This window comes from Streptomyces subrutilus (assembly GCF_001746425.1).
GTDB lineage: Bacteria > Actinomycetota > Actinomycetes > Streptomycetales > Streptomycetaceae > Streptomyces > Streptomyces subrutilus_A.
In genome coordinates this window covers 454,559-477,707 of sequence record NZ_MEHK01000001.1, presented here as the reverse complement: position 1 = coordinate 477,707, position 23,149 = coordinate 454,559, and the positions used below count along the sequence as shown (strand labels likewise).

At 72.0% G+C, this 23,149-nt stretch carries 19 protein-coding genes and 1 pseudogene; 12 read left to right on the top strand and 8 right to left on the bottom strand.

Annotated elements, in window-relative coordinates; genetic code table 11:
* Nucleotides 1–39 precede the first annotated feature (39 nt).
* Nucleotides 40–513 carry a DUF2000 domain-containing protein gene (locus BGK67_RS03095; RefSeq protein ID WP_069918433.1) on the bottom strand — a complete coding sequence of 158 codons (474 nt, stop codon included), beginning with the start codon at nucleotides 511–513 and terminating at the stop codon, nucleotides 40–42.
* Here BGK67_RS03095 and BGK67_RS03090 point away from each other — a divergent pair.
* Entirely contained in the window at nucleotides 512–1,504 is a 993-nt protein-coding gene (locus BGK67_RS03090; RefSeq protein ID WP_079153980.1) for a helix-turn-helix transcriptional regulator, read from the top strand. The genes BGK67_RS03095 and BGK67_RS03090 overlap by 2 nt on opposite strands.
* On the opposite strand, the gene BGK67_RS03085 is transcribed toward BGK67_RS03090, so the two are convergent.
* The gene (locus BGK67_RS03085) at nucleotides 1,431–2,459 is read right to left on the bottom strand and encodes an aminoglycoside phosphotransferase family protein (protein ID WP_069918432.1); all 1,029 of its coding nucleotides are present in this window, start codon (nucleotides 2,457–2,459) and stop codon (nucleotides 1,431–1,433) included. The genes BGK67_RS03090 and BGK67_RS03085 overlap by 74 nt on opposite strands.
* A gap of 67 nt (nucleotides 2,460–2,526) precedes the next feature.
* Nucleotides 2,527–3,462 (bottom strand): GntR family transcriptional regulator, encoded by a 936-nt coding sequence (locus BGK67_RS03080; protein WP_079153979.1) that lies wholly within the window; start codon nucleotides 3,460–3,462, stop codon nucleotides 2,527–2,529.
* Nucleotides 3,463–3,635: 173 nt separating this feature from the next.
* Between BGK67_RS03080 and BGK67_RS35905 the strand changes: the two genes are divergently transcribed.
* On the top strand, nucleotides 3,636–4,376 hold the full coding sequence (locus BGK67_RS35905) for a family 20 glycosylhydrolase (protein ID WP_107488754.1): 741 nt from the start codon (nucleotides 3,636–3,638) through the stop codon (nucleotides 4,374–4,376).
* Complete coding sequence (locus BGK67_RS03070; RefSeq protein ID WP_079153978.1) at nucleotides 4,373–5,911, top strand: cellulose binding domain-containing protein; 1,539 nt, start codon at nucleotides 4,373–4,375, stop codon at nucleotides 5,909–5,911. The genes BGK67_RS35905 and BGK67_RS03070 overlap by 4 nt, the downstream gene beginning before the upstream one ends.
* A 161-nt stretch (nucleotides 5,912–6,072) precedes the next feature.
* Here the strand turns inward: BGK67_RS03070 and BGK67_RS03065 are convergent, their stop codons facing one another.
* Together BGK67_RS03065 and BGK67_RS03060 are read right to left on the bottom strand one after the other, a co-directional pair.
* Nucleotides 6,073–6,441, bottom strand: a complete 369-nt coding sequence (locus tag BGK67_RS03065; protein ID WP_069918430.1) for a VOC family protein — start codon at nucleotides 6,439–6,441, stop codon at nucleotides 6,073–6,075.
* 113 nt (nucleotides 6,442–6,554) lie between these two features.
* Nucleotides 6,555–6,830 carry an isoamylase early set domain-containing protein gene (locus BGK67_RS03060; protein ID WP_069923588.1) on the bottom strand — a complete coding sequence of 92 codons (276 nt, stop codon included), beginning with the start codon at nucleotides 6,828–6,830 and terminating at the stop codon, nucleotides 6,555–6,557.
* A 243-nt stretch (nucleotides 6,831–7,073) separates the two neighbouring features.
* Between BGK67_RS03060 and BGK67_RS03055 the strand changes: the two genes are divergently transcribed.
* From BGK67_RS03055 to BGK67_RS39835, 3 genes are all read left to right on the top strand, one after another.
* Nucleotides 7,074–7,397: an STAS domain-containing protein gene (locus BGK67_RS03055; RefSeq protein WP_167739536.1), complete on the top strand. Its 324-nt coding sequence runs from the start codon at nucleotides 7,074–7,076 to the stop codon at nucleotides 7,395–7,397.
* Nucleotides 7,398–8,230: 833 nt separating this feature from the next.
* Nucleotides 8,231–8,671 carry a hypothetical protein gene (locus BGK67_RS38230; protein WP_141753997.1) on the top strand — a complete coding sequence of 147 codons (441 nt, stop codon included), beginning with the start codon at nucleotides 8,231–8,233 and terminating at the stop codon, nucleotides 8,669–8,671.
* Between the two features lie 231 nt (nucleotides 8,672–8,902).
* On the top strand, nucleotides 8,903–9,409 hold the full coding sequence (locus BGK67_RS39835; protein ID WP_244291124.1) for a DUF5133 domain-containing protein: 507 nt from the start codon (nucleotides 8,903–8,905) through the stop codon (nucleotides 9,407–9,409).
* An 84-nt stretch (nucleotides 9,410–9,493) separates the two neighbouring features.
* On the opposite strand, the gene BGK67_RS03040 is transcribed toward BGK67_RS39835, so the two are convergent.
* Entirely contained in the window at nucleotides 9,494–9,745 is a 252-nt protein-coding gene (locus BGK67_RS03040; RefSeq protein WP_069918426.1) for a hypothetical protein, read from the bottom strand.
* A gap of 643 nt (nucleotides 9,746–10,388) precedes the next feature.
* Between BGK67_RS03040 and BGK67_RS03035 the strand changes: the two are divergent.
* The 5 genes and pseudogenes from BGK67_RS03035 (at nucleotide 10,389) to BGK67_RS03015 (ending at nucleotide 17,718) form a co-directional block, all read left to right on the top strand.
* Nucleotides 10,389–11,371 (top strand): annotated as a pseudogene (locus BGK67_RS03035) (helix-turn-helix transcriptional regulator).
* 419 nt (nucleotides 11,372–11,790) lie between these two features.
* Nucleotides 11,791–13,251, top strand: a complete 1,461-nt coding sequence (gene zwf, locus BGK67_RS03030; RefSeq protein WP_069918425.1) for a glucose-6-phosphate dehydrogenase — start codon at nucleotides 11,791–11,793, stop codon at nucleotides 13,249–13,251.
* A 189-nt stretch (nucleotides 13,252–13,440) separates the two neighbouring features.
* Nucleotides 13,441–14,883, top strand: a complete 1,443-nt coding sequence (locus BGK67_RS03025; protein ID WP_069918424.1) for a hypothetical protein — start codon at nucleotides 13,441–13,443, stop codon at nucleotides 14,881–14,883.
* Nucleotides 14,884–15,109: 226 nt separating this feature from the next.
* Nucleotides 15,110–16,390 carry an AAA family ATPase gene (locus BGK67_RS03020; protein ID WP_069918423.1) on the top strand — a complete coding sequence of 427 codons (1,281 nt, stop codon included), beginning with the start codon at nucleotides 15,110–15,112 and terminating at the stop codon, nucleotides 16,388–16,390.
* Nucleotides 16,391–16,512: 122 nt separating this feature from the next.
* Nucleotides 16,513–17,718, top strand: a complete 1,206-nt coding sequence (locus BGK67_RS03015) for a vWA domain-containing protein (protein ID WP_069923587.1) — start codon at nucleotides 16,513–16,515, stop codon at nucleotides 17,716–17,718.
* A gap of 234 nt (nucleotides 17,719–17,952) precedes the next feature.
* On the opposite strand, the gene BGK67_RS03010 is transcribed toward BGK67_RS03015, so the two are convergent.
* Both BGK67_RS03010 and BGK67_RS03005 read right to left on the bottom strand, forming a co-directional pair.
* Entirely contained in the window at nucleotides 17,953–19,308 is a 1,356-nt protein-coding gene (locus tag BGK67_RS03010; RefSeq protein WP_069918422.1) for an APC family permease, read from the bottom strand.
* A 318-nt stretch (nucleotides 19,309–19,626) separates the two neighbouring features.
* Entirely contained in the window at nucleotides 19,627–20,586 is a 960-nt protein-coding gene (locus BGK67_RS03005; protein WP_069918421.1) for a helix-turn-helix transcriptional regulator, read from the bottom strand.
* A gap of 331 nt (nucleotides 20,587–20,917) precedes the next feature.
* Here BGK67_RS03005 and BGK67_RS03000 point away from each other — a divergent pair, with 331 nt between their 5' ends.
* Nucleotides 20,918–22,774 (top strand): S8 family serine peptidase, encoded by a 1,857-nt coding sequence (locus BGK67_RS03000; protein ID WP_079153975.1) that lies wholly within the window; start codon nucleotides 20,918–20,920, stop codon nucleotides 22,772–22,774.
* Nucleotides 22,775–23,149: the final 375 nt, after the last annotated feature.

The window sequence follows — 23,149 nt, the reverse complement described above, 5'->3', positions numbered from 1 at the left end:
AGCATGACGTGCGTGCGTTCACGGGACGGGGTGCACCCCTCACCTGTGCATGCGGGCGCCCTTGAGGACCTTGTCCACGGAGTTGCGCGGCCCGTGGACGGCGATTCCGACCAGGTCGAGCTGGTCCTTGCCCACCGCGGCCACCGCTGCCCTGTTCGCGCGGTCGTGGCCCGTGCCGAACAGGTCCGAGGTGAACACCGCGGTCGGCAGTGCGCGCCGTACTGCCCGCTCGTGCGCCGCCGTCACCGCTTCCTTCCCGCCCTCGAAGACCAGAACGGGCTGGCGGAACATCGGCAGGTAGGGGGTGCCGTCCGCGTCCCGGTACGGCTCGCCGACCACCTCGGGGAGAGCGGTTCCGAGCCCGCTGACGAGGAAGGCGGTGACGTTCAGCCGCTGCCACGTCTCCAGGTCGTCGCGCAACAGCACCGCGATCTTGGTGTCGAAGCGCACGGGCACGTCCGCGCCGCCGCGGTCGCCCCGCGCATCGTTCTCGTTCTTCGTCTCGTCGCTCATGACCCGAGACTGCCGGGCACGGCCGCGTGCCGTCTTGTACGTTCTTTGCGTGCAGCTCCAGCAGGAAGTCTCGGCCTGGCGCCCGCGGATCGCGGGTGTCGTCGAGGTCTTCCACGCCCGCTTCACCGCGCACGCGTACCCCATGCACGTCCACGACGAGTGGACGCTGCTGATCGTCGATGACGGAGCAATCCGCTACGACCTGGACCGCCACCGGCGCGGCACCCCGGGCGGCACCGTGAGCCTGCTCCCGCCCCAGGTCCCGCACAACGGCTCCGCCGCCACCTCGCACGGGTTCCGCAAGCGCGTCGTCTACCTCGACTCGACGGTGCTGGACGAACGCTTCATCGGCGCCGCCGTGGACGGCCCGGACCTCGCCGACCCGGTCCTGCGCCGACGCGTCGGACAGCTCCACCGGGTCCTGACCTCGCCCGGCGACGAACTCGAGGCGGAGAGCCGGCTGGCCCTGATCGGCGAACGGCTGCGCGTGCTGCTCCAGCCACGCCTCGAACTCCCCGGCGGGCACACCGCGCCGCTGGGCTCCAGCACCCGCAACGGCATCGCGCGCAGCCTGCGCGAACTCCTCGACGAGCGTGTGGTCGCGGGGATCACCCTGCCGGAGGCGGCGGGTCTGGTGCAGGCCCATCCCGCCCATCTGGTGCGCTCGTTCAGCGCCGCCTTCGGCATCGCCCCGCACCAGTACCTCGTCGCGCGCCGGATCGCCCTGGCTCGCCGCCTGCTCCTCGACGGCCGCCCGGCCGCCGAGGTGGCGGTCGAGGCGGGATTCCACGACCAGTCCCACTTCACCCGGCACTTCAAGCGAGCCGTGGGCACCACCCCCGGGCGCTACGCACGCCCGGCGGCGTCTGCCACTGAGCAGACCGCCCGAAGAGGGCGAACGGTGTGGCAGCCGACCTCTATGGCCGCTTCGCCGGGACGGGCTGGAGGGCCGGCCAGCGGGCGAGCATGCGTTGGCGCATTGCGGTGCTGAGGGTGCTGATGCCTTGGAGGGAGGTGTCGTCGGCCGTCATCCGGCCTACGACCCCGAGCCGGTGGACGAGCCGCTGGCGGGCGGTCGCGGTGCCCCACGTCCAGTCCCGGTGCGCAATCCTGGCCAGGTGATCGGTGCTTTCGCGGCGGGCCCGCTCGACCAGCGCGTCGCCGCGCAGCAGCCAGCCGGCGCACGCGTCGGCAAGCCCGTCCTGGGCATCGGAGCCGGTCAGGGTGCGCCACTCCCTGCGGTATGCGCCCTCCGCCCGTTCCAGCAGCGGTTCCGAGGCTGAGGTGACACACCAGCAGGTCGGGAAGCCGATGCGCAGGTAGGCGAGTTCCATCAAGCCGCTGCCCAGTGACGCCTGTTCGAAGTCGATGAATCTGACCCCCGTGGCGGTGTGGAGATCGTTCCCGGGACAGGGATCCCCGTGGAGAAGGGCATGCCCGGCAGCCTGGTCGAGCCGGTGCACGAGGTCGTCGAGTTCGCCGGCCACGCCCGAGGTGACAGGCACCTCCAGAGCCCCGGCCAGCCGCAGGAAAGACTCGACATCGGCCTGGGTCGGGCCACGCCACCGGGGAAGCGTCCCCACGTCATCGGGGCGCGCGGTGGCGTGCAGCCGTGCCAACGCGGCTGCGTAGTCCACGATCCAGTCGCCCCCCGGGCGCCGGTGATCCAGATGCTCCAGCACCAGGACCCGCTCGCCGGGATCGGTGGCCAGCAGCGCGGGCACCACGGGAACCTCGGCTCGGGCGGCGAGCCGCAGGGCGGCCACCTCGCGGGCGTATCGATCGTCGGCATCAGGACCGTCGACGATCTGCTTCACCACCACCGTCGCCTCTGGCAACTCGACGCGCCACACGCGCGAGCGAGGGCTGCTGTCCAGTCTGCGAGAGCGCCCCGGCGATCCCAGCTCGGCCCGTAACTCGTCCCCGAACGGCAGCCGCACATTCATGCGTTCATCCTCCCACGCGGCCGCACGACATCCACGCCCCACTCATCTCTCACGGCGGCGCGAGTGCTCAGCGGCGCCCCTGCACGTCTCCCAGCGTCGAGGCGGCCACCGGGTCGCCGTGGACGAAGTCGCCCGGCGGGATGCCCGGATGGTGGCCGTCCGACGGTGCGGCGGGTGCGGTGTCGGCGCGCAGCGTCAGGCGGGACACGATGCGGTAGCGGTCGCCGCGGTAGAGCGAGTGGACGTACTCCACCGGCTGCCCCGCCGTGTCGGTGGTCAGCCGTTCGAAGAGGAGGGCGGGCGAGAGCTCCGGTACGTCCAGCAGTTCGGCTTCCGCGCGGGTCACCACGGTGGGCTCGATGGTCTGCGTCGCCTCGTTCACGTGCACGTCGTGATGCGTGCGCAAATGCTCGTAGAGATCGCCGTGCTCCAGCTCGCGCGAGGAGAGCCCGGGGACCAGGGCGGCCGGGATGTGCAGGTGCTCGATGGCCATCGGGTGGCCGTCGACCAGCCGCAGCCGGGCCACGTAGACGATCTGCGCGGCGGGGGAGAGGTTCAGCCTACGGCCCACCCGGGCGCCGGCCGGTACGGTCGTGAACTCCAGCAGTCGGCTGGCCCAGGCCCCGGAAGCGCGGGGCACGCTGAGCGGGTGGCGCCCGGGAACCAGTTCCTGGGTGATCTTCTCCGGAGCGACGAACACGCCCCGGCCGTGTTCGCGGATGAGAACACCGGCGGCGACCAGCTCGTCAACGGCCGCCCGCAGCGTCGGGCGGGACACCCCGAGTTGTACGCACAGGGTCCGCTCGGAGGGAATCGCGTCCCCGGCCCCGCGCTCCTCGACCATCCCCAGCACCGCGTCTCGGACCCGCTCGCGTTTGAGTACGCCGCCGGGGCGGATCCCGCCGGATCCGCCGACCCCGGACCGGGGTACGAGGGCAGGCTGTGCCGGCGGTACCGGGCCCGCCCCGGCCGACCGGGCCGTGCCCGGGCTTCTCTCACGCATCCGCGTCGTCCCCTCTCCAGCTCCGCTCCCGCGTGCTGCATCCCACCAGCCTCGGCCACTCTGACCACCATCCCGTACTGGTCAGATCCACATTACGAGCTGTTCATGACCTTCCGCGCGAGAAAACGCGCAAAGGGCTTTGTATCCATGGGGGTTGACGGTCGTATTGGTCTATGCCAGCTTCTTCCCTCATCGACAGGTCACTTGTCCAGTGGGTGAGTGGTCAGCTTGCTGGTCTGTCCCGTTCCTCCGTGTGCCGCCCTCTGTTCGGGAAACGCCCGACACCACCGCACCGCCTCTGCGAGGCCCTCCCCGGAAGGCTGCACCGTGCCCGCACACCGTCCCGAACAGGCCCTCGTGCCCCGGCCCACCCGGTACACCCCCCGGGCAGGCCACTTCGCTCTGGACCCCGCCGCCCCCGTCCGCGCCACCCCCGGAGCCGAGGGCGCTGCCGACCTGCTGCGCACCCTCCTCACGCCCGTGCCCGGGCTGCCGCTGGCCCCGGCCACGACGTCGTCCTCACCCACCACCGGGCCACCTACCTCGACTACGCGCAGGACGACCTACCCGACGGGCCGACCGCCCAGCCCGGCCCCGTCGTCGACCTGCGCACCGTGCACGGCGGTGACCCCGAAGCACAGGCTCCCGCCGACGGCCGCGGCCGGATCCTCGGCACCCAGGTGCAGATCTGGACCGAGTTCGCCCCCGACGCCGCCGACCTCGACCGCCTGGCCTACCCCCGCTTGTGCGTCCTCGCCGACCGAGCCTGGACCGGCGCCACCCCCTGGGCCGACTTCGCGTCCCGGCTCCACGGGCACGTCCCCCGAGTGGACGCCCTGGGCGTCCGCCGCCATCCGCTGACCGCGCCGCGGACGACCGCCGCGACGCCCGTCCGTACAGCGCCCTGTGCATGACACCGCGCCCATCGTTCCCCGGAGAGGACCCTACCGTGAACAGCTCGAACAGCTCGAACAGCTCACCCGACCCGACCCGGCCGACCGGCAACGAGAACCGGACGGCCGGAGTACGCCGCAGCCGTCTGCGGGCCGCCGCCGCGGCGGCCGTCGCCACGGCTCTCGGCGCCGCCGCCCTCGCCGCTCTGCCGGGCACCGCCAGCGCGGCGAGCAGCCTGTCCGTGCAGTACCGCACCAGCGCTACCGGCCCCACCGCCGACCAGAGCGAACCCTGGTTCAAGGTGAAGAACACCGGCACCACCGCACTGCCGTTGAGCGAGGTCAAACTCCGCTACTACTTCAAGTCCGACTCGCCCGGCGCCGCCTACCGCTTCGCCTGCTCGTGGGCGGTCAAGGGCTGTGCCAACATCACCGGCACCTTCGGCAACCTCGCCCACCCCACCGACACGGCCGACCGGTACCTGGAGATCGGCTTCACCGCGGGCGCCGGCTCCCTCGCCCCCGGCGCCGACACGGGCGACATGCAGCTGCGCTTCCACCAGTCCAACTGGCAGACGCTGCGGCAGAGCGACGACTACTCCTTCATCGCCGCCCAGACGGGCTACGCCGACTCCGCCAAGGTCACCGCCACCCGCGCCGGCACCCTGGTCTGGGGCACCGCCCCCGCGGGCAACACCCCCACCGAGCCGCCGACCACCCCGCCGCCCACCACGCCTCCGCCCGGCGGCTCCGGCTCGCTCTGGGACGACTTCACGTACACGTCCCACACCGATCCGAAGATCTCCACCAACGGCTGGTCGGTACGCTCCAACCCGGGCGGCCCCGGTGTTCCCGGAGCCACCTGGGACCCCTCCAACGTCACCTTCTCCACCAGCGGCGGCAACACCGTCATGACCCTGGAGACCTCCACCAACGGCACGGCCCCGGGCACCGAACACACCGAGGTCCTCACCAAGTCGACCAAGTTCAAGAACGGCACGTACGCGGCCCGCGTCAAGTTCAGCGACGCCCCCAGGTCCGGACCCGACGGGGACCGCGTCGTCCAGACCTTCTTCACCATCAACGACCTCAAGGCCCCCATGGCCGACGACTACGCCGAGTACGACTTCGAGTACCTCCCCAACGGCGGCTGGGGCGAGCCGTCGAACATCCTCTACACGACCTCCTGGGAGACCTACAACCCGGAGCCGTGGCAGGCGGTCAACGCCCATACCGAGAGCCGCCAGAGCTACGCCGGCTGGCACGACCTCGTCGTCACCATCGACAACAACGCCATCACGTACTACGTCGACGGGCAGGCCTTCGGCACCCACGACGCCTCCTACCTCCCCGAACGCCCCATGTCGATCAACTTCAACCAATGGCTGATCGACCTGGCCGGCCAGACGTCCACGACCCCCCGCGCGTACGAGCAGCAGGTCGACTACGTCCTCCACGTCAAGGACCAGGTGCTCACACCCGCCCAGGTCAATGCCAAGATCGCGGCGTACCGGTCGGCCGGCACCGCCTTCGAGGACACGGTGCCCGCGAGCTGACCGTGCTCAAAGGGCGCGCGGACGGCATCCCGAGGGAGGGATGCCGCCCGCGACTCGCGTACGGGCCGAGTCCGCCGACGTCCTCGCCACCCCGGCGGGCAGCATCGGGGAACTGACAACGCGCCAGCCGGCGTGCGGAGAGAGCGGCGACGAATGCAGCGTCACCGGGCCGGGATCGGCTGAGTGAGGTTGACCGGGTTGCCGTCGGGGTCCTCGATGTGGGCGACGCGCTGTCCCCACGGCATGTCGTTGGGGCCGCCGCGGACCGAGCCGCCCAGCGCCGCCACCCTCCCGAGTGTCTCGTCGACGTCGTCGACACCGATGCTGAGCAGGACGCGCGGCGCGGCCCCAGGCCCCAGGTCCACCTTGGCCACCAGCCCGAGGTCGGAGTCACCGATGCGCAATCCGAGATAAAAGGCCGGGCCTTCCGCCGGTACCCGGAAGATCTCCTCAGCCCCGAACAGTTTCGTGTAGAAGCCGAGCAGCACGTCATGGTCGGCAGTCACGATCACCGGCTGGATGGTGGACATGGCACTCCCGTCGAGAAGGGTCGTATCGCTGGGTAGACCGTTCGAGGACGGTGAACTCATCGGTGGAACCACTTCCCGCCGGACGCGCGACCCACGAGCGGGGGATGCGGGGTTCAGGTGTGGATGCGGCTGTTGGGCCCGTCTTGGTGGTCGGCGGATTCCTCGTTGAACCAGTAGTCACCCGCGGCCAGGTAGCGGAAGGCGTGGCTGGTCTTTCGGGGCAGGTCGACGGTGACGGTGCGCTTGCCGTCCTTGCGGGGTTCGAGGGTGTGGATGCCGGGCTGCCAGTCGTTGAAGTCGCCGACCACGCTGACCGGGCCGGGCGGGGTGTCGGCGGGGAGGGCGAAAGTGATCTGGGTGCAGTCCTTGCACACGCTGCGTTCCAGCACGAGAGGCTCCAGACAGTCGCGGGCGGGATGGAAGTACCGGTTCATCGTCGACCGCCGGCACCGGTTCCGCACGCCGGCCATCGCCCGTTTCGACTGGCCCGTTCCCCTGTCTCTTCGGTCCTGTACAGACCCGGCAGGTCCCCGCAGTCACACCCGCCGGGTCTGTCCATGGCCGCCGCCCACGCGTACGGTCGAGGGGCCACGGGGTGAGTACCCGGTGCGAAGCAGATCGGGAGGGTGTTTGTGGAGTCGCCGACGGTGACGGTTCGGTCCGAGGCGGACGGTGTGTACGTGGTCGCCTGTAAGGGTGAGTTCGACCAGGACACCGTCGGGGTGCTGGCCGATGCGTGTGATGGGGAGGCGTCCGGTGCCAGCCTGCTGGTGGTGGATGTGGCCGGGGTGTTGTTCGCCGACTCCGCTTTCCTCAATGTGTTGATCCGTCTGCGTAATACCCGGCGGTTGGTGCTGGCCGGGCCGGTGCCCCATCAGTTGCACCGCCTGCTGGAGCTGACGGGAGCGCTCGCCCTGTTCGAGTTCCGCGAAGAGGACAGCGCACAGGCGGGCTGACCCGCGGGCGGTGGCCCGTTTGCGTGGCCCGGATGGCGGCGTCTCCTCGGCCGAGGCACTGTTGCACGGAGTGAACATCATTCACGTGCTGTAGCGCGCGCGAGCATGCTCGTGTGTGGGCGCGGTGTGTTCGGACGGAGCGATCCATGAGTGACGACGTCATACCTGAGGCGGGGGCCGAGGCCGTGTCCGAGGCTGCGAACGGGGGCGGGCGCGCCCCCGCCGGTCGCACCGCCGATTCCGCCCCGCCGTCGGTGCCCGCCGATGGGGTCGAGGTATCACGGGACTGTCTGCGGACGCTGCTGGAATCGGCGGTGACGCACCGGTCCGTGGACGAGGTGGCCGACCTCGTGAGGCGCTGGCGGTCCGGACAAGTCCCCGACGCGGCCAACGAGGCCTTGCAGGCCGCCGCGGTCCGCCGCCCCATCGAGGACGTCGTCTCCCTCGCGGAACTCCTCGCCGCGGACCAACCGCGGCACGAATCACCCCCCGCGGCCCCCCGAGAGGTCGAAGCGCAGCCACAACCCCCGTCGGAGCCTCGGCCTGACTCTGACCCTCCTGCTCGGCAGGGACAGGCAACCGAGCCGGAGCCCGAGCCGGAGCCGGAGCCGGAGCCCGAGCCGGAGCCGGAGTCCGAGTCCGAACCGGAGCCGGAGTCCGAGCCGGAACCCGAACCCGAGCCCGACCCGGATCCGGCACGTGGGGCGGCGGAGCAGCAACGGCCGCCGGGCTCACGAGGATCGCACAGGCCAATCGCCGCGCCGCCGCAAGAGGTGGCGCGGGGCCCCGCGCCGGCCAGTGCGCCCGACCGGGGTCTGCGGTGGCTGGTAGCGGTGACCCTGGTCGTCTCCGCGCTGCTGTACCTGCCGCGCCACCCCTCCCGCCTCCTTGCCGACGCCGGTATGACGGCATGGTTCCTCTTGGGCCTGGCGGGCGTGTGCGTGGGCCTGTCCGTGATGGTGACGAGGCGGGACAGTGGCGGGGTATGGGCGGCCACGACCGTGACCGGAATCGGGCTCGCGCTGTTGCACGTACTGGCGACCGTGACGGAACTCGAACTCTGGGCCGCCGCGGCAGGGGCCCTCCTTCCCTGGCCCACCGGTGCGGCCCTGTTCACGGCCGGCCTCACCGCCGTCCTGTCCGTGCTGGCGCTGCTCTACCGTTCGGACAGGCCGCAACCGGCCCCCGGCCTCGACCAGCCCGCAGAGGCTACGTATCCGCTCTACGCACCCCCCGAGCCGGTCGCCAGGCCCCGCGTCGGACCTCATCCGTAGACCCTTGAGCTGGTCCCATGGGGAAGGCCGGGCCGCTACGGCTGTCATCATCACCCCCTCCGCTGCGGTTGGTTCCGAGGGCTCGCCGACGTCCCGGACCCCCGCGGTCCGCTTCCTCGCAACGCCAGGTGCGTAAGACGTGAGAAACCGGTGTGCATTGCACTCGTATCAGCGGGCACACGGTGCACAGGAGCGTGCCGCGGGGCCGCCGTGCGTAGGAGTGTGATCTTGATGAGCGTCGATGTTCTCCCCCCTGCCCGCTCGCAGCAGGAGCCTTCCCCGCAGGCGGTGATGCTGCCCGAGTCGGCCACGTCGTGGGCGGTGGGCACGCTGATGGCGACGGTTCCGGGCTCCGCTCATTTGGCCGAGCAGGTCCTTTCCGCCGCGGCCACGCAAGCATGCTTGCCGGTGACCGAGCTGGCGAAGGCGATGGTCGCCGGATCCCGCGGTACCCCCCTCCCCTCTGATGTCCTCCGGGCACTGGACGACTCGGTACAAGCCGCTCGCCGACAGAACACCGAGCCCCGGCGCTCCGGGACCTATCTCATGCCGACCCGTAAGGATGCCGAAAGGGCGCTGGCCCGGTTCTTCGATGCCCGGGTCCGCCTGTGCGCGGCACCGGACGATCAGGAAGCGCGCCGGGCTGTGGATGATGCCGTCTACACGCTCTGCGTGCTGATGGGGCAGCCCACCCCGTTCGCGGCGGTCAACGAAGCGCTCCAGTACACGAGCGCCTGACCCGGCCCCCTCCGGACGCTACTCGGGCGGGCGGGCACCAGTACGCGCTCACGCACGACCAGGACGACCCTGCCGGGGGCATCGTCACCGGTTGCTCCCCGGCAGGCCGACCTGCCGGGCACCCCCGGCACGAGCCGCCGGCTGGGCGAGGCGGCAAACGAGGCGGTAGCGCATTTCGCCGGCGGCCTGGCGTACCTCTTCGGAGCGGGTCTCTTCTTCGAGGGCGCCGAGAAGCATCGTGACCGCTCGCGCCTCGTCCCCGGTGAGCAGTTTCAAGCGGGTGTCGGTGGAGGCGTCCAGGAGTACGCCCAGGAAGTCTTCATCGTCCATGTCCATGCAGGAACAACGCGGCACCGCAGCGCCGGTCACCCGCGCTGGACCCGGTCCCTGGGTGGAAAGCCAGGCGGATGACGACCGCCGACCGGGGGGCATCAGCTGCCCGAGCGGGGGCAGGAGTGACGCCATGACCATTCTGCTGCTGCTTCTGTTGCCGCTCGGGCTGGCTCTCGTCCTCCTGGCGACCGGTGAACCGGGCCGTCACGGTCGCCACCGGTCCTGAGGTGGATCCCGCCATGGTGATGGCGCGGCCCCGGTACATCGGCGCCCGTCGTGGACGGATCTCCGCTCCCGGATGAGCCGGCCTGCCGGCCGGATCTCGTTGGGTCGGCGACGCGTTGGCCAGGCGCCTGCCCCCCCCCTCAGCGCACCACCTTGATGCCGAAGTGACCGCCGAACCGATGGCCGAGGCCGAAGCCGATGGCCGAGTGCATGTGGGCGTACATCTCCATGCCGCGTGCGCAGACCAGCGGGCCGACGTCGAGGAGCCTGGCTGCGCGGGCGCGGGCGCCGCCGCCGGTACCGAAACTGCGATCTTCACGAGGTGTCTTCGGTTTGTCCTGGTCTGGTGGAGGTTGAACGGTTCCACCGTAGGGTCGTTTCCGGACAGGACCTGTCCTTTGACGCGGTCATAGTGGAGGGCATGACCAGCGAGATGACAGGCAGGACGTTGCGACTGCTGTCGCTCCTCCAGACCCGCCGGGAGTGGTCCGGCGCGGACCTCGCCGAGCGGCTGGAGGTGACCGTCCGCACGGTCCGCCGGGACATCGACCGGCTCCGTGACCTGGGCTATCCGGTCGACAGCGCCCGCGGCCACGCCGGCGGCTACCGGCTCGCCGCCGGCGCCGACATGCCGCCGCTCCTGCTGGACGACGACGAAGGTGTGGCCATCGCCGTGGCCCTGCGCACCGCGGCCGGCGGTCTGGCCGGCATCGAGGAGACCGCCCTACGGGCTTGGCCAAACTGGAGCAGGTACTGCCCCGCCGGTTGCGCGGCCGGGTCTCGGCGCTCCAGGCCGCCGCATCCGGAATCGCCTGGGAGAGCGCAGGCCCGCGCGCCGACCCCGAGGTCCTCGCCATCCTTGCGGTGGCGTGCCGTGACCACGGGGTGCTGACCTTCGACTACGCCACGCGGACGGGAGCGGCGGCCTCCCGGCGAGTCGAACCCCAGCACCTGGTCGCCTCGGGGAACCTCTGGTATCTGCTGGCCCACGACACCGACCGCGACGACTGGCGCATCTTCCGCCTGGACCGCATCACAGGCCCCATGCCCACGGGCCGCCGCGTCCCGCCCCGTCCCCTCCCGGAGGGCGACGCTCCCGCGGACTTCGTGGCCGCCCGCCTCGCCTCGGCCCCCACCCGCTACCGGGCTGTCGCCTCCGTCCAGGCCCCCGCGGAGCAGGTACGCGCGCGCACCTGCGGCCTGGGCACCCGTGTACGCCCCGCCGACGCCACCACTTGCGTGGTCGACGCTTCGGACGACTCCCTGGCCCGCATCGCCCAAACCCTGGCCGCACTCCCGGCCGCGTACACCCTCGACGCGGACGAAACGGTCCTGACGCACCTCCGGGCCGTGGCCCAGCGCCTCGTCCAGGTCACCTCGGAGAACAGCCCTTCCTGCGATTGACTCTCCGAAGGAAGTCGGGCGCCCGTCGTCAATACGGATGCCGATCGCGGGTCGCTGTGCTCGGCGACCACTTGATGCTTCGTCACTTCAGAACAGTTTTCTTCGTGGTCGTGTCCCCGCCCGGCGGCAGGCCGACCCACGCCCGCGGGCCCAGGGCCGCCCCGTGCTGGTCGGCACGGCCCCGGCCTCATGGTCGGCGCGGCCGGGACCCGACTGCCGCCAGGGCTCACGGTCCGATCCCGCTCCGGGCCCGTCCGGACCGGCGGGGGCTCGGGCCCGGGCGGGCCCGGATGCCGGATCGGCCGGGGACGCGCAGAGTGGGCTGGAGGACGCACGGCCGGCGCCACGACGGCGGACACGGCACAGGGCCCGCGGCCGTGCCGGTGCAGCGCTCAGGCGCGGACGAGTGAGGATGCCAGATGGTCCAGCCTGCCCAGTCACCCGAGCCCCCGGCGGACCACGTCATCGTACTGTTCGGCGCTACGGGCGACCTGGCCCGGCGCAAGCTGCTGCCCGGGCTGTTCCACCTGGCCCGAGCGGGACTGATGCCGCGGCGCTACCGCATCGTCGGTACCGCTCCCGCGGCGGAGGCCCTCACCGATCAGGGATTCCGGACCCACGCGCAGCAGGCCGTGGCGCGGTTCGGGCGCTCGCGGCCCGAGGGACCGGCCTGGGAGGCGTTCGAAGCGGCCCTGTCGTTCGGCGCGGCCGACACGGGAGCAGCGGACCCCCTGATGACAGCGGTGCGGGAAGCCGAGACGGCCCTCGGTGGAGAGCCGCGCCGCCTCTTCCACCTCGCCGTGCCGCCCGTCGCGTTCACCTCGATGATCGACCTGCTCGGCACGACGGGCCTCGCCGGGAACGGCCGGGTCATCGTCGAGAAGCCCTTCGGCACCGACCTCGCGTCCGCCCGCGAGCTCAACGCCGCCATCCACCGCGTGTTCGACGAGTCACGGGTGTTCCGCATCGACCACTTCCTCGGGAAGGAGGCCGTCGACAACGTCTTGGCGCTCCGCTTCGCCAACGGCCTCTTCGAGCCGCTGTGGAACCGTGAGCACATCAGCCACGTACAGATCGACGTCCCCGAGCACATCGACATCCAGGGCCGCGCCCGCTTCTTCGAGGGCACCGGCACGTTCCGCGACATGGTCGTCACCCACCTGTTCCAGCTGCTCGGGTTCGTCGCCATGGAACCGCCGGTCGCCCTGGAGGCGGACGCGCTCCGCGACGAGCAGGTCAAGGTCTTCCGCAGCATGCGCGCTCTGGACCCCGCGCACGTCGTCCGCGGCCAGTACACCGGATACCGCGACGAGCAGGGCGTGGATCCGGCATCGGACACGGAGACGTTCGTGGCGCTGCGGGTCGAGATCGACAACTGGCGCTGGGCGGGGGTGCCCTTCCAACTGCGTACGGGCAAGGCTCTGGCAGAGGGCCGTCACGTAGTGACGCTCGGCCTGCGCGAGCCGGCCCTGCGGATGTTCCCCCTGGACACGCGGGCCGCGGCTGACGGCCGGAGCAACGAACTGGTCATCGACTTCGACGATCCGGGCTCCATCACCGCTCGCTTCCTGGTGAAGGAGCCGGGACCGTCGATGCAACTGGCCGACGCCGACATGGCCTTCGACTACAGCACCTCGTTCGCCGCGCAGAACTCGCTGGAGGGGTACGAGCACCTCCTCTTGGAGGCCATGCGCGGCAACCAGTCGTTGTTCACGCGGTCCGACGGCGTCGAACGGCTCTGGGAAGTCGCCGCCCCGCTGCTCGACGCGCCGCCGGCGGTGGAACCGTACGCGCCCGGGAGCTGGGGGCCGGGCAGCATCGACGCGCTCGTCACGCCGTACCGCTGGCATCTGCCCGACCGACGGGCCGCGTCTTCGTAGGCCCGGCCGCTGGTCGAGCCCGAAGGCCTGTACCCGCCCGCGACTTGAGGCCCACCCTGTCGGCGCCGGCACAGGCTGAGGCCTCACGGTTTGTGGCTGACAGATCATCCAGGAGGTGCCTATGATGCCGGTGATGAACACCTTCCCCTCTTTCGGATTGGGGGAATCGTCCACGCAAGGTGAGTGCTGATGGCAGCTCACTTCGTGGAACCGATTCCCGCCCACCTTCTGATGTGGCAGCGCGTACGCGACTACGCCGTGCCACCGTCCATGATCGAGAACGCGACCGCACGCCGTGCGGCCGGTGACTGGGCCGGAGCCTGCGCCGTCGCCCGGATTGATGTCGATCTCGATCTGCGCGCCGTGCGCGACCGCCACGGCACCGACCTCGCCACCCGGCTCCGAGCCGATCTGCGTCGACTGGCGCCGGATCTGCTGCGCTGGAACATGCCCCGGATCGCCCCCGACGGGCGGCTCCGGCCCGGTCTCACCCTCTCGCTGGCCCGCTACGGCGGCCCGGGCGCCGCGGCACCGCAGCTCGTCGTGCGGACGCCGCCCGCCTGGGCGGACTCAGGCCAGCGGATGTCGCTGACGCTTTGGGAAGACTCGCGCGACGGCGCACCGGAGCACCATCCGCACCCCCACCCCGACCGGCGTTTCCGTCTCGACCTGCACCGCCACCTCTGGGACGCCCCGCGCAGCGCCGAGCTGGCACAGCGGTGCGGCGTGGACGCACTGGACCGACCCGCCGAGCGGGATCCCTCGTGGCCGCCGGACCACTGGGCCCACGAAGCGGAACTGCTCCTGCGCGCCGAGGGCCGTCCTCGCGGTGCTCTCACCGTGCGGCTCGGTGCGCGCCGCCACCGCGTGCTCGAACTCGTCGCCCCCGACGACAGTCATGCCCCGGTCCTCCGGCCGGTACGGGAGGCGCTGGCGCCGCACCGGATCGCGGCGCTCCCGCTGCTTCCGGAGGCCGCTGCCCGCAGACTTCCGGACCTGGAGCTGCTGCGGGCCGGCCTGCTCCGTGCCGAACAGCTGCATCCGCTGGTCGCGGCAGCACTGTGCCAGCCGGCAGTCGCGGGCTCCGCCTCCGGTCCGCTGGCGGTGCCCGGCCCCGGAAGGCCGGCGGACGACTCGGCGCCCGGGCCCGCGGATCCGCATCGGGTCGAGTGCCAGGGGGAAGTCCACCGCATTGCGCTGCGCAACGGGACGCTGGCGGCGGTCGACCACGATTCGACCCAACTGGCCCGTGAGGAACTGCTCATGGCGCTCGGAGGTCCCGGACTGCCCTGCCTGAGGGCGATCGACACCGTGCACCGCAGCCCCGAGGCGCTGCCCGCCGTCCGGGAGCGGCTCGGCCACGGCGACGTCACCGGGGCCCTGGCCGTGGTCGAAGGGCTGCTCGGCCCCGGCGCCGTCCTGCGCGCAGGACCCCTGCGGGAAGCGCTCGAGGCGGCTGTGGTCGGCCGCCTCGACCACGGGCTCTTCCGCTCGGGTCTGGTACCGGTGCATCCCGCCGCGGCCGCGACGGCGGGCACGGGCTACCGGCCACGGCTCGACCGCCGTCTGCCAGGGGAGTTGCGCCGCAAGCGGGGCATCCGCGCCCGGCCACGGACGGGTCAGCAGAGCTGAAGGTCCGCGGCGCCCGGATCCGTGCGCCCGGGCGGCGGCACGACCTCGCCCGACCGCCCCGTACCCGACCCACACCGGCAACCGACCGGGCCGGGCCTGACCCGGCAAGCAAACGCGCCCTCTGCAATTGCCGCACGTACCGCACGTACGGCGTCCACGCCGTCGTGCGCCGATGACGACGACATCCAGGACGGCTCCCGTCCCCGAACACACCCAGGTGATGCCCATGACCTCGACCACCGTCCCCTCCATGCCCGCGCCCGTGCCGCTGCCGGCCGGCCGCCCGCAACTCTCCCTCGCCGAAAACCTCCTGACCCTCCTGCGGACGACCACGACCGAGCCGCGCCCCGACGAGCAGTTGGAGGCGCTCACCCTGGCTGTCGCCGCCGACCTGCCCGTGCTGCTCTGGGGTGAGCCCGGCATCGGCAAGACGGCCGCGCTGACCCAGCTCGCCACCTCCCTCGATCTGCCGCTGACGACGGTGATCGCCAGCGTCCACGAGCCGACCGATTTCTCCGGTCTGCCCATCGTGGGCGAGGACCCGGCAGCGAACGGCGTGCCCATGGCCCCGCCGCAGTGGGCCGTGGAGCTGGCGCGCGCCGGGCGGGGGCTGCTCTTCCTCGACGAACTGTCCACCGCCACCCCCGCCGTCCAGGCCGCACTGCTACGGGTCGTCCTGGAGCGGAAGGTCGGCGCGCTGCAACTGCCGCCCGGCGTACGGATCGTGGCCGCGGCCAATCCGCGTGCGTCGGCCGCGGACGGCTGGGAGCTCAGCCCGCCGCTGGCGAACCGGTTCGTGCACCTGTACTGGGTGCACGACCGGGACGTGGTGGTGCGCGGCCTCGGCGGCGTCTGGCCGCGCGCGGAACTGCCCCGGCTCGACCCTGCGGGACTGCCGGATGCGGTGGCGTTCGCCCGCCGCGCGGTCTGCGGCTTCCTGAACGCCCGGCCGACGCTGATCCACCGGCTGCCGACCACCGAGACGCGGCGCGGCGGCGCCTGGCCCTCGCCCCGCAGCTGGGAGGCCGCGATGACCCTGCTCGCCTTCGGCACGGCGGCTTCCGTATCCCGCGACGTGCTGGCGACGCTGGTCCGAGGTGCGGTCGGGGACGGGCCCGGCCTGGAACTGCTCGCCCACATCGACCGCATGGAGCTGCCCGACCCCGACTCGCTGCTCGCCGACCCGGCCTCAGCCGAACTGCCCGAGCGCGGCGACCTGCGCCAGGCCACTTTGGAAGCGGTGGTCGCCGCCGTCGGGGCGCGCCCGGAGCGGGAGCGCTGGGAGGCGGGCTGGGCGGTGCTGGTCAGGGCGTGGGAGACCGGCGCGCCGGACCTGCTGGTCGCCCCGGCGAAGGCGCTGGCCGCGCTGCGTCGCGACGGCTGGGAGGTCCCGGAGACGGTGGAGCGCCTCGCCGCGGTGGTCGGCCTCGCCCGGCGGGCGGAGGACTCGGTGGCCCGTACCGCGGCGGCCGCCGGCGCCAAGAGCGCGGCGGGTGGGCGCCGATGAGCGGGGCCGCGAAGCAGCCGCGGCCGCGCCCGCTGCCGCGCCCGATGTCCCCGCCCCCGCCGCCGCGGCCGGTGCGAGCCGCGGCTCCCGGGGCACCGCCGGGCCCCGTGGTCCCGCTGGACATGGACAAGTTGCTGGCGGCGCGGCTGTACGCGGTCGCCGTCCGGCCGTATCTCGCCGGCGCGCTCTTCGCGCTGCACGTGGTGGAGGACCGGTCGGTGCCGACCATGGCGGTGGACGCCTACTGGCGCTGCTACGTCTCCCCGTCCTTCGTGTCGCGCACTCCATTGGAGGAGTTGGCTGGCGTCTGGGTGCACGAGGTTTCCCACCTGCTGCGGGACCACCACGAACGCGGCGCGCAGTACGCCCGCGAGCACGGGGAACAAGGGCCGGGACAGCGGCTTCGGCAGAACGTCGCGGCCGACTTCGAGATCAACGACGACATCTACGGCGATGGCCTGCCGAAGCCGGCGGGGGCGGTGCTTCCGGCGATGCTGGGCCTGCCCGACGGGCTGCTGATGGAGGAGTACCTGCGGCGGTTCTCGATGGCGGGCCGCACCCCACGGCTGGCCTGGCTGGACTGCGGCAGCGGCGCCGACGGGCACGCGCGGCCCTGGGAGCTGGGGCCCGAAGGAGCGCACGGCCTGAGCCGGCAGCAGCGCGACGCGGTGCGCTTCCGGGTGGCCGAGGCGATCACCGGCCGGCCCGGGGACGCTCCGGAGGGGTGGCGGCGCTGGGCGGACGAGGCGTTCCACCCTCCGCAACCCTGGCGGCAGTTGCTCGGCGCTGCGCTCCGCGCGGCCGTGGGCGCGCCGGGGCCGGGCGAGGACCACAGCTACCGTCGTCCGTCCCGCCGCTCCGCCGGCGTCCCCGGCGTCGTGCTGCCGAGCCTGCGCCGGATGCCGCCCCGGGTCTGCGTCGTGATCGACACCTCCGGGTCGGTGAGCGACGCCGAGCTGGGCGGCGCGCTGCTGGAGGTGGCGGCCATCTCACGGGCGGTGGGCGGGCGGCGCGACCTGGTTTCGGTGATCTCCTGCGATGCGGCGGCCGGCGTCGCCGTCCCGCTGTGCCGGGCCGAGAACCTCGAACTGATCGGCGGTGGCGGTACGGACCTGCGGTCCGGCTTCGCCCGTGCGCTCCGCTCCCGCCCCCGCCCGGACGTGATCGTCGCCCTGACGGACGGACAGACGCCCTGGCCCTCCGAGCAGCCGTCCTGCCGCACGGTCGTCGGGCTCTTCCCACGTCCTGCCCGCACCGTGAACGAGGAAGATCCGGACTATGTCCCTGGCGCTCCGCCCGCCTGGGCCCGCGTCGTCCCCATCGGCTGAACGAGGTTGCCGGCGCTGCCGCTGGTTCACTCCCGTCGCGGATTGCCGTCACCACCACCGTGCACCTGCTGCCGGCCCCTCGGCCCGGGCCCGGCTCGACGAGCCGGTGCCCGATCTCCGCAGCCGAGTAGCTGCCGTACTCACCGAACCCGCGGTGGCTGCCCGCCGGCTCGGTCATGGGCAGGGACGCCATGTTCTTTCGTGGCCCTGCGGTGCCGCCGACGCGTTCGCTGCTCAGCGGCCGTCCGGCAAGGGTGCTGCGTCGGTCGTCGGCTGCCGACGTCGCCGCTGCGCCAGCAAGAGGAGGCCGAGGGCGGCGCCCGCGCCCATCAGGACCAGGCCTCGTGTCCAGACCCTGGCCTCGACCTGCGTCGCCAGGGCGATGCACGAGAGGGCGCCGAGTACGGGTACGACCGTGGGTGCGCGGAAGTGGGCGGCGGGGGCGGACCGATCACGGCGCAGGACGATGACCGCGGTGTTCACGGTGAAGAAGACCACCAGCAGGAGCAGCACCAGGGTGCCCGCCAGCACGCCGATCTCGCCGGTTGCGGCGAGCAGCGCGGACACGGCGGTCGTCGTGGCGATCGCGGCCCAGGGGGTGCGCCGGGTCGGCAGGACACGGGTGAGGAAGGCGGGCAGGAACCCCTCCCTGGCCATCCCGTACGCCAGGCGGGAGCTCATGATGCCGGTCAGGAGGGCCCCGTTGGCCACTGCGACCAGCGCGATGAACGCGAACAGTCGTGGTGGTACCGCTCCGGCCGCCCGGACGACCTCCAGCAGAGGGCCGTCGGACTCGGCCAAGGTGCCGGTGGGCACGGCGGCGGAGGCCGCCGCGCCGACGGCCGCGTACATGACCCCTGCGGTGGCCAGCGCTCCGAACAGCGCCCGCGGGTAGGATCGCGCCGGGTCGAGGGTTTCCTCGGCGACGTTCACGGACGTCTCGAAGCCCACGAACGAGTAGTAGGCGAGCACCGCTCCGGCCAGGACGGCCGCCGCGGGTGACGCGGATTGCGTCCCGAGCTGCGTCAGCCTGCCCACATCGCCGTCGCCCCGGACGACGACCCACGCGCCGAGTCCCACGATGAGCAGCAGGCCGCCCGTTTCCACCAGGGTGGCGAGCGTGTTCAGCCGGGTGGACTCGCGGATGCCGCGCGCGTTCAGGAGCGCCAGCAGGACGAGGAAGACCACGGCGACGAGCACCACCGGCAGCGAGACGAGAGCGGTGAGGTAGTCGCCGGCGAAACCGCGGGCGAGTGCCGCGACCGACACGATCCCCGCGGCCAGCATGCAGTACCCGGTGAAGAATCCCACGGCGGGGCCGTAGGCGCGCGTGGCGTAGTACGAGGCGCCGCCGGCCCTCGGGTACCTCGTGGCCAGCTCGGCGTACGAAGCCGCGGTCAGCAGCGCCAGAAGCAGTGCGACCGTGAGGGGAACCCACACGGCGCCGCCCGACTTGCCGGCCACCTCCCCGATCAGTACGTACACGCCCGCGCCGAGGACGTCGCCGAGGATGAAGAAGTACAGCAGGCGCGTGGTGAGAACCTTGCGCAGCGGTTGCTGCACGCCGGTGTCTGCGGGGCGGGAAGGCATGGGCCCTCATCTGTTCTGTCGTAGGGACGGGACGGTCACCGGCCGGGACAGGCGAGATGCCGATCCGCGCAGGGCACAGATCTACTGACCGCATGAATCACAATCAAACCGGATGTTCTTCGGAAAAAGCGACGATTCGGTGGCCGGCTACGGCAGGATCACGAGGGCCGGGCTGCACGACCGCGGGAACTCCGGCGCCGAGGACGGCGCGGAACGAACGTCCCGGGTGTGCAGGCGAAAGTCCCGTTTCGGCGCACGCGGGTGCCGCGCTGCGCCGCATTTACGTCGCAGGTGGCCCTCGCACGCCTGCCGAACGGATCAGAGCCATCCTGCGCGGGCCGCCTGGACACCGGCCTGGAAGCGTGTCTCCGCGCCCAGTCCGGCCATCAGCTCGGTGAGTCTGCGCCCCACCGTCCGCTCGGTCACGCCGAGGGAGCGGGCGATGGTGCGGTCCTTCATGCCCGAGGCCATCAGTGCCAGCAGCTCACGGTCCTTGGCGGACGGGCCGCACTCCGCGCCGGCGCTGTCGAAGGGCGTGGCGCGTGCCCACAGGCTCTCGAAGCAGCAGACGAGGACGTCGACGAGTGCGGACTCGTGCACCAGCAGCCGGACGCCGGGGTCCTGGTCGGTGTAGGAGACGGGCAGCAAGGCGGTGGTCCGGTCGACGACGAACATCTTCAGGGTGACATCCGGCAGGATCCGGGCCCGTTCGCCCGCCTCGGTGCAGCGGCGCATGGCCGCGATGTGCTCGGGCGAAGCCAGTGCCTCACGAGCGTAGACGAACCGGTAGGCGACGCCGTCCGCGAGCCGACTCAGTTCGAGGTCGTTCGGGTTGCTCTGGCCGCCGATGTACGGCGGCGCGTCGACCGCGATGATCTCCTCGCGTGCCTCGAGCTGGAGCCGGGACACCGCGGCCAGTACGGCGTCCTCACCCTCCACCAGCTCGACGACGGGTGTCCCCCCGCGCGCGGGCCGCGCACGCAGGCGGTCGGCCAACTCCTCGATGCGCATCTGCATCTGGGCGAGATCGCCGCGCCGCCGGCTGATCAGCGAGGGGAGCGCCTCGTCCGGTGCGACGAGGGCGTAGAGCGCCGGGGTGAAGCCGATCTGCTGGACGAGACCGTGGTCGAGGAGACGGCGGAGCGCGGGGCGCAGTTCCGCGGGAGAGCACCCCGCGTTCCCCGCGAGCTCTTCCGCCGTGGCCCGCTTCAGGTCGAGCAGGGCGAGGTAGGCGTCGTTTTCGAGCCGGCCGAGACCGACGGGCTCCAGCAGGAACACGTGTACCTCCTACGCCGACGGTGGGGACGTCGGGTGGGGACTGTAGATGGGGCTCTGGCGACCGTCAAGGTTCCGTGATCGGCGTGGAGGAATGGGCCGTTTCGCGGAAGATGCGGCTTCTGTTGCCTTTCATCCTTCCGATCCCTCCTGAACAGGACATTGTCCGGAACCGGAAGTGCACAGTGATGTACAGGACGTTGCTGGAGCCCCAATCCTTGTCTCCATCCCCGCCGCGGCTGTTCAGCCTTCAGCATCGCGCGGCGGACTGCCGTCCAACCCCACGGTGGCCACCTCCGGCCACGGGGACGGCATGCCTGGACAAGGAGCATCGATGCACCAGAGAACTGCGTTGCCCGCACGGAAGATACTCGGGACGGCGCTCGCCGCCGGTCTGGCCGCCACCGTGCTGGCGGTCGTGCCGGGGACGGCGGGCGCCGTCGAGGGAAGCGCCCCGGCAGCGGGTGCGCCCCTTCCCGCACCGCAGCCGGGCGCCGTGGCGCAGGCGAGCGACGGGCCCGTTGAGCGCCTGATCGTCGGCTACAAGTCCAAGACCACGGAGGCCGAGTCCAACGACGCCGCCGCCAAGGATGCCAAGGACAAGGGCAAGAAGGCCGGCGAGAGCCTCGCCTTCGAGCGACGCCTCGGCACCGGAGCCGCGCTGGTCGGCCTCGGTGCGGAGCTCGGCAAGGAGGAGGCGGCCGACGTCATGGCCGCCTTCCGCGCCGACCCGGACGTCGAGTACGTCGTCCCGGACCGCCGCGTGTACGCCACGGCCGTCGAGCCGAACGACACCGACTACGCCCGCCAGTGGGACCTCTTCGAGGCCGCCGCCGGCATGAACGTCCCCGGCGCCTGGGACAAGGCGACCGGCGCAGGTGTCAAGGTCGCCGTCATCGACACCGGTTACGTCGCCCACTCCGACCTCGCCGCCAACGTGATCGCGGGATACGACTTCATCTCCGACACCCGGATGTCCCGCGACGGCGACGGCCCGGACGGCAATCCCGCCGACACCGGCGACTGGATGAACAAGGGCGACTGCGGCGTCGACCGCTTCGGCCGGCCGGTCCCCGATCGCGACACCAACAACTCCTGGCACGGTACCCACGTCGCCGGCACCATCGCCGCCACCACCGGCAACGGCAAGGGCATCGCCGGCATCGCGCACCACGCGACCCTCCAGCCCGTTCGCGTACTCGGGTGGTGCGGCGGCACCGACGCCGACATCATCAACGCCATCACCTGGGCCTCCGGCGGGACCGTCCAGGGCGTGCCCGCCAACCCGAGCCCGGCCGACGTCATCAACATGAGCCTCGGCGGCGGCGGCGCCTGCAGTCCCGCCACCCAAAACGCCATCAACGGCGCCGTAGGCCGGGGCACCACCGTCGTGGTGGCAGCAGGCAACGACAACGTCAACGCGGCCGACTTCCAGCCGGCCAACTGCAACAACGTCATCACCGTCGCCGCCTCCGACCGTCAGGGCAACCGCGCCGCCTACTCCAACTACGGCGCCGTCGTCGACGTCACCGCCCCGGGCGGCGAGACCGCCCTCGGCTCCGCCAACGGCATCTGGTCCACGCTCAACACCGGCATCCGCAGTCTCGGTAACGAGACGTACGCGGCGTACCAGGGCACCAGCATGGCCGCCCCGCACATCGCCGGCCTCGCCGCGCTGATGAACCAGGCGAGCCCGTCGATGACGCCCGCCCAGATCGAGTCCGCGATCAAGACCAACGCCCGTACCCTGCCCGGCAGCTGCTCCGGCGGCTGCGGCGCGGGGCTGGCCGACGCGGCCCGTACGCTGGGCGCGTCCGACGGCACGAACCCGCAGCCGCCCACGGGCAAGGTGTTCACCAACACCGCCAACGTGACCGTCCCGGACACCAACACCCCGGTCACGTCCTCCCTCGCGGTGACGGGCATCAGCGGCAACGCCCCGACCTCCCTCAAGGTCGCCGTCGACATCAAGCACCCCTACCGCGGTGACCTGCGCATCGAGCTCGTCGCCCCGAACGGCGGCTCCACCCAGCTGAAAGCCGCCGGCTCCGGCGACAGCGCGGCCAACGTCCTCACCACCTACACCGTCGACGCCTCCGGCGCGGCCGCCGGCGGCACCTGGAAGCTGCGGGTCACCGACGTGTACAGCGGCGACACCGGTTACATCGACTCGTGGACCTTGACCTTCTGACAGTTCCACGCCTTCAGCCCGGATCAGGGGCCTGCCGATGTCGAGGAGGGCGTCGGCAGGTCCCGCCCCGTTCGCGCGCCGTAGGTGTGACCGGCCGCATCAGCGGGCGAAGCGGCCCCCGGCACGGCTGCCAGGGGCCGTCGGGTCGTACGCTCGGTACGGCGACACCACGGCGCCCGCGCCGAGATCCGGCTGTCGCGGTCTGCCGCGACGGAATCATGAACCTGCCCGGAACCGGGCGTCGATCAAACACCCCCGCATTCACCCGTGGACGCGCGGAACTTCGGGGTACACGGGTGGGCATGGCACCGAAGCGCGAAACTCTCACCTCCTTGCGGGCCGCACGCCAGCTGCGCCGGGCCCGCTCCCTCTACC

What these genes read in the sequence shown, in the direction of transcription:
- BGK67_RS03095 (WP_069918433.1), bottom strand. Translation starts at nt 513, where the DNA reads ATGAGCGACGAGACGAAGAACGAGAACGATGCGCGGGGCGACCGCGGC.
- BGK67_RS03085 (WP_069918432.1), bottom strand. Translation starts at nt 2,459, where the DNA reads ATGAATGTGCGGCTGCCGTTCGGGGACGAGTTACGGGCCGAGCTGGGA.
- BGK67_RS03020 (WP_069918423.1), top strand. Translation starts at nt 15,110, where the DNA reads ATGACCTCGACCACCGTCCCCTCCATGCCCGCGCCCGTGCCGCTGCCG.
- BGK67_RS03070 (WP_079153978.1), top strand. Translation starts at nt 4,373, where the DNA reads ATGACACCGCGCCCATCGTTCCCCGGAGAGGACCCTACCGTGAACAGC.
- BGK67_RS35905 (WP_107488754.1), top strand. Translation starts at nt 3,636, where the DNA reads ATGCCAGCTTCTTCCCTCATCGACAGGTCACTTGTCCAGTGGGTGAGT.
- BGK67_RS03080 (WP_079153979.1), bottom strand. Translation starts at nt 3,462, where the DNA reads ATGCGTGAGAGAAGCCCGGGCACGGCCCGGTCGGCCGGGGCGGGCCCG.
- BGK67_RS03025 (WP_069918424.1), top strand. Translation starts at nt 13,441, where the DNA reads ATGGCAGCTCACTTCGTGGAACCGATTCCCGCCCACCTTCTGATGTGG.
- zwf (WP_069918425.1), top strand. Translation starts at nt 11,791, where the DNA reads ATGGTCCAGCCTGCCCAGTCACCCGAGCCCCCGGCGGACCACGTCATC.
- BGK67_RS03040 (WP_069918426.1), bottom strand. Translation starts at nt 9,745, where the DNA reads ATGGACATGGACGATGAAGACTTCCTGGGCGTACTCCTGGACGCCTCC.
- BGK67_RS03000 (WP_079153975.1), top strand. Translation starts at nt 20,918, where the DNA reads ATGCACCAGAGAACTGCGTTGCCCGCACGGAAGATACTCGGGACGGCG.
- BGK67_RS39835 (WP_244291124.1), top strand. Translation starts at nt 8,903, where the DNA reads ATGAGCGTCGATGTTCTCCCCCCTGCCCGCTCGCAGCAGGAGCCTTCC.
- BGK67_RS03010 (WP_069918422.1), bottom strand. Translation starts at nt 19,308, where the DNA reads ATGCCTTCCCGCCCCGCAGACACCGGCGTGCAGCAACCGCTGCGCAAG.
- BGK67_RS03090 (WP_079153980.1), top strand. Translation starts at nt 512, where the DNA reads ATGACCCGAGACTGCCGGGCACGGCCGCGTGCCGTCTTGTACGTTCTT.
- BGK67_RS03015 (WP_069923587.1), top strand. Translation starts at nt 16,513, where the DNA reads ATGGACAAGTTGCTGGCGGCGCGGCTGTACGCGGTCGCCGTCCGGCCG.
- BGK67_RS03065 (WP_069918430.1), bottom strand. Translation starts at nt 6,441, where the DNA reads ATGTCCACCATCCAGCCGGTGATCGTGACTGCCGACCATGACGTGCTG.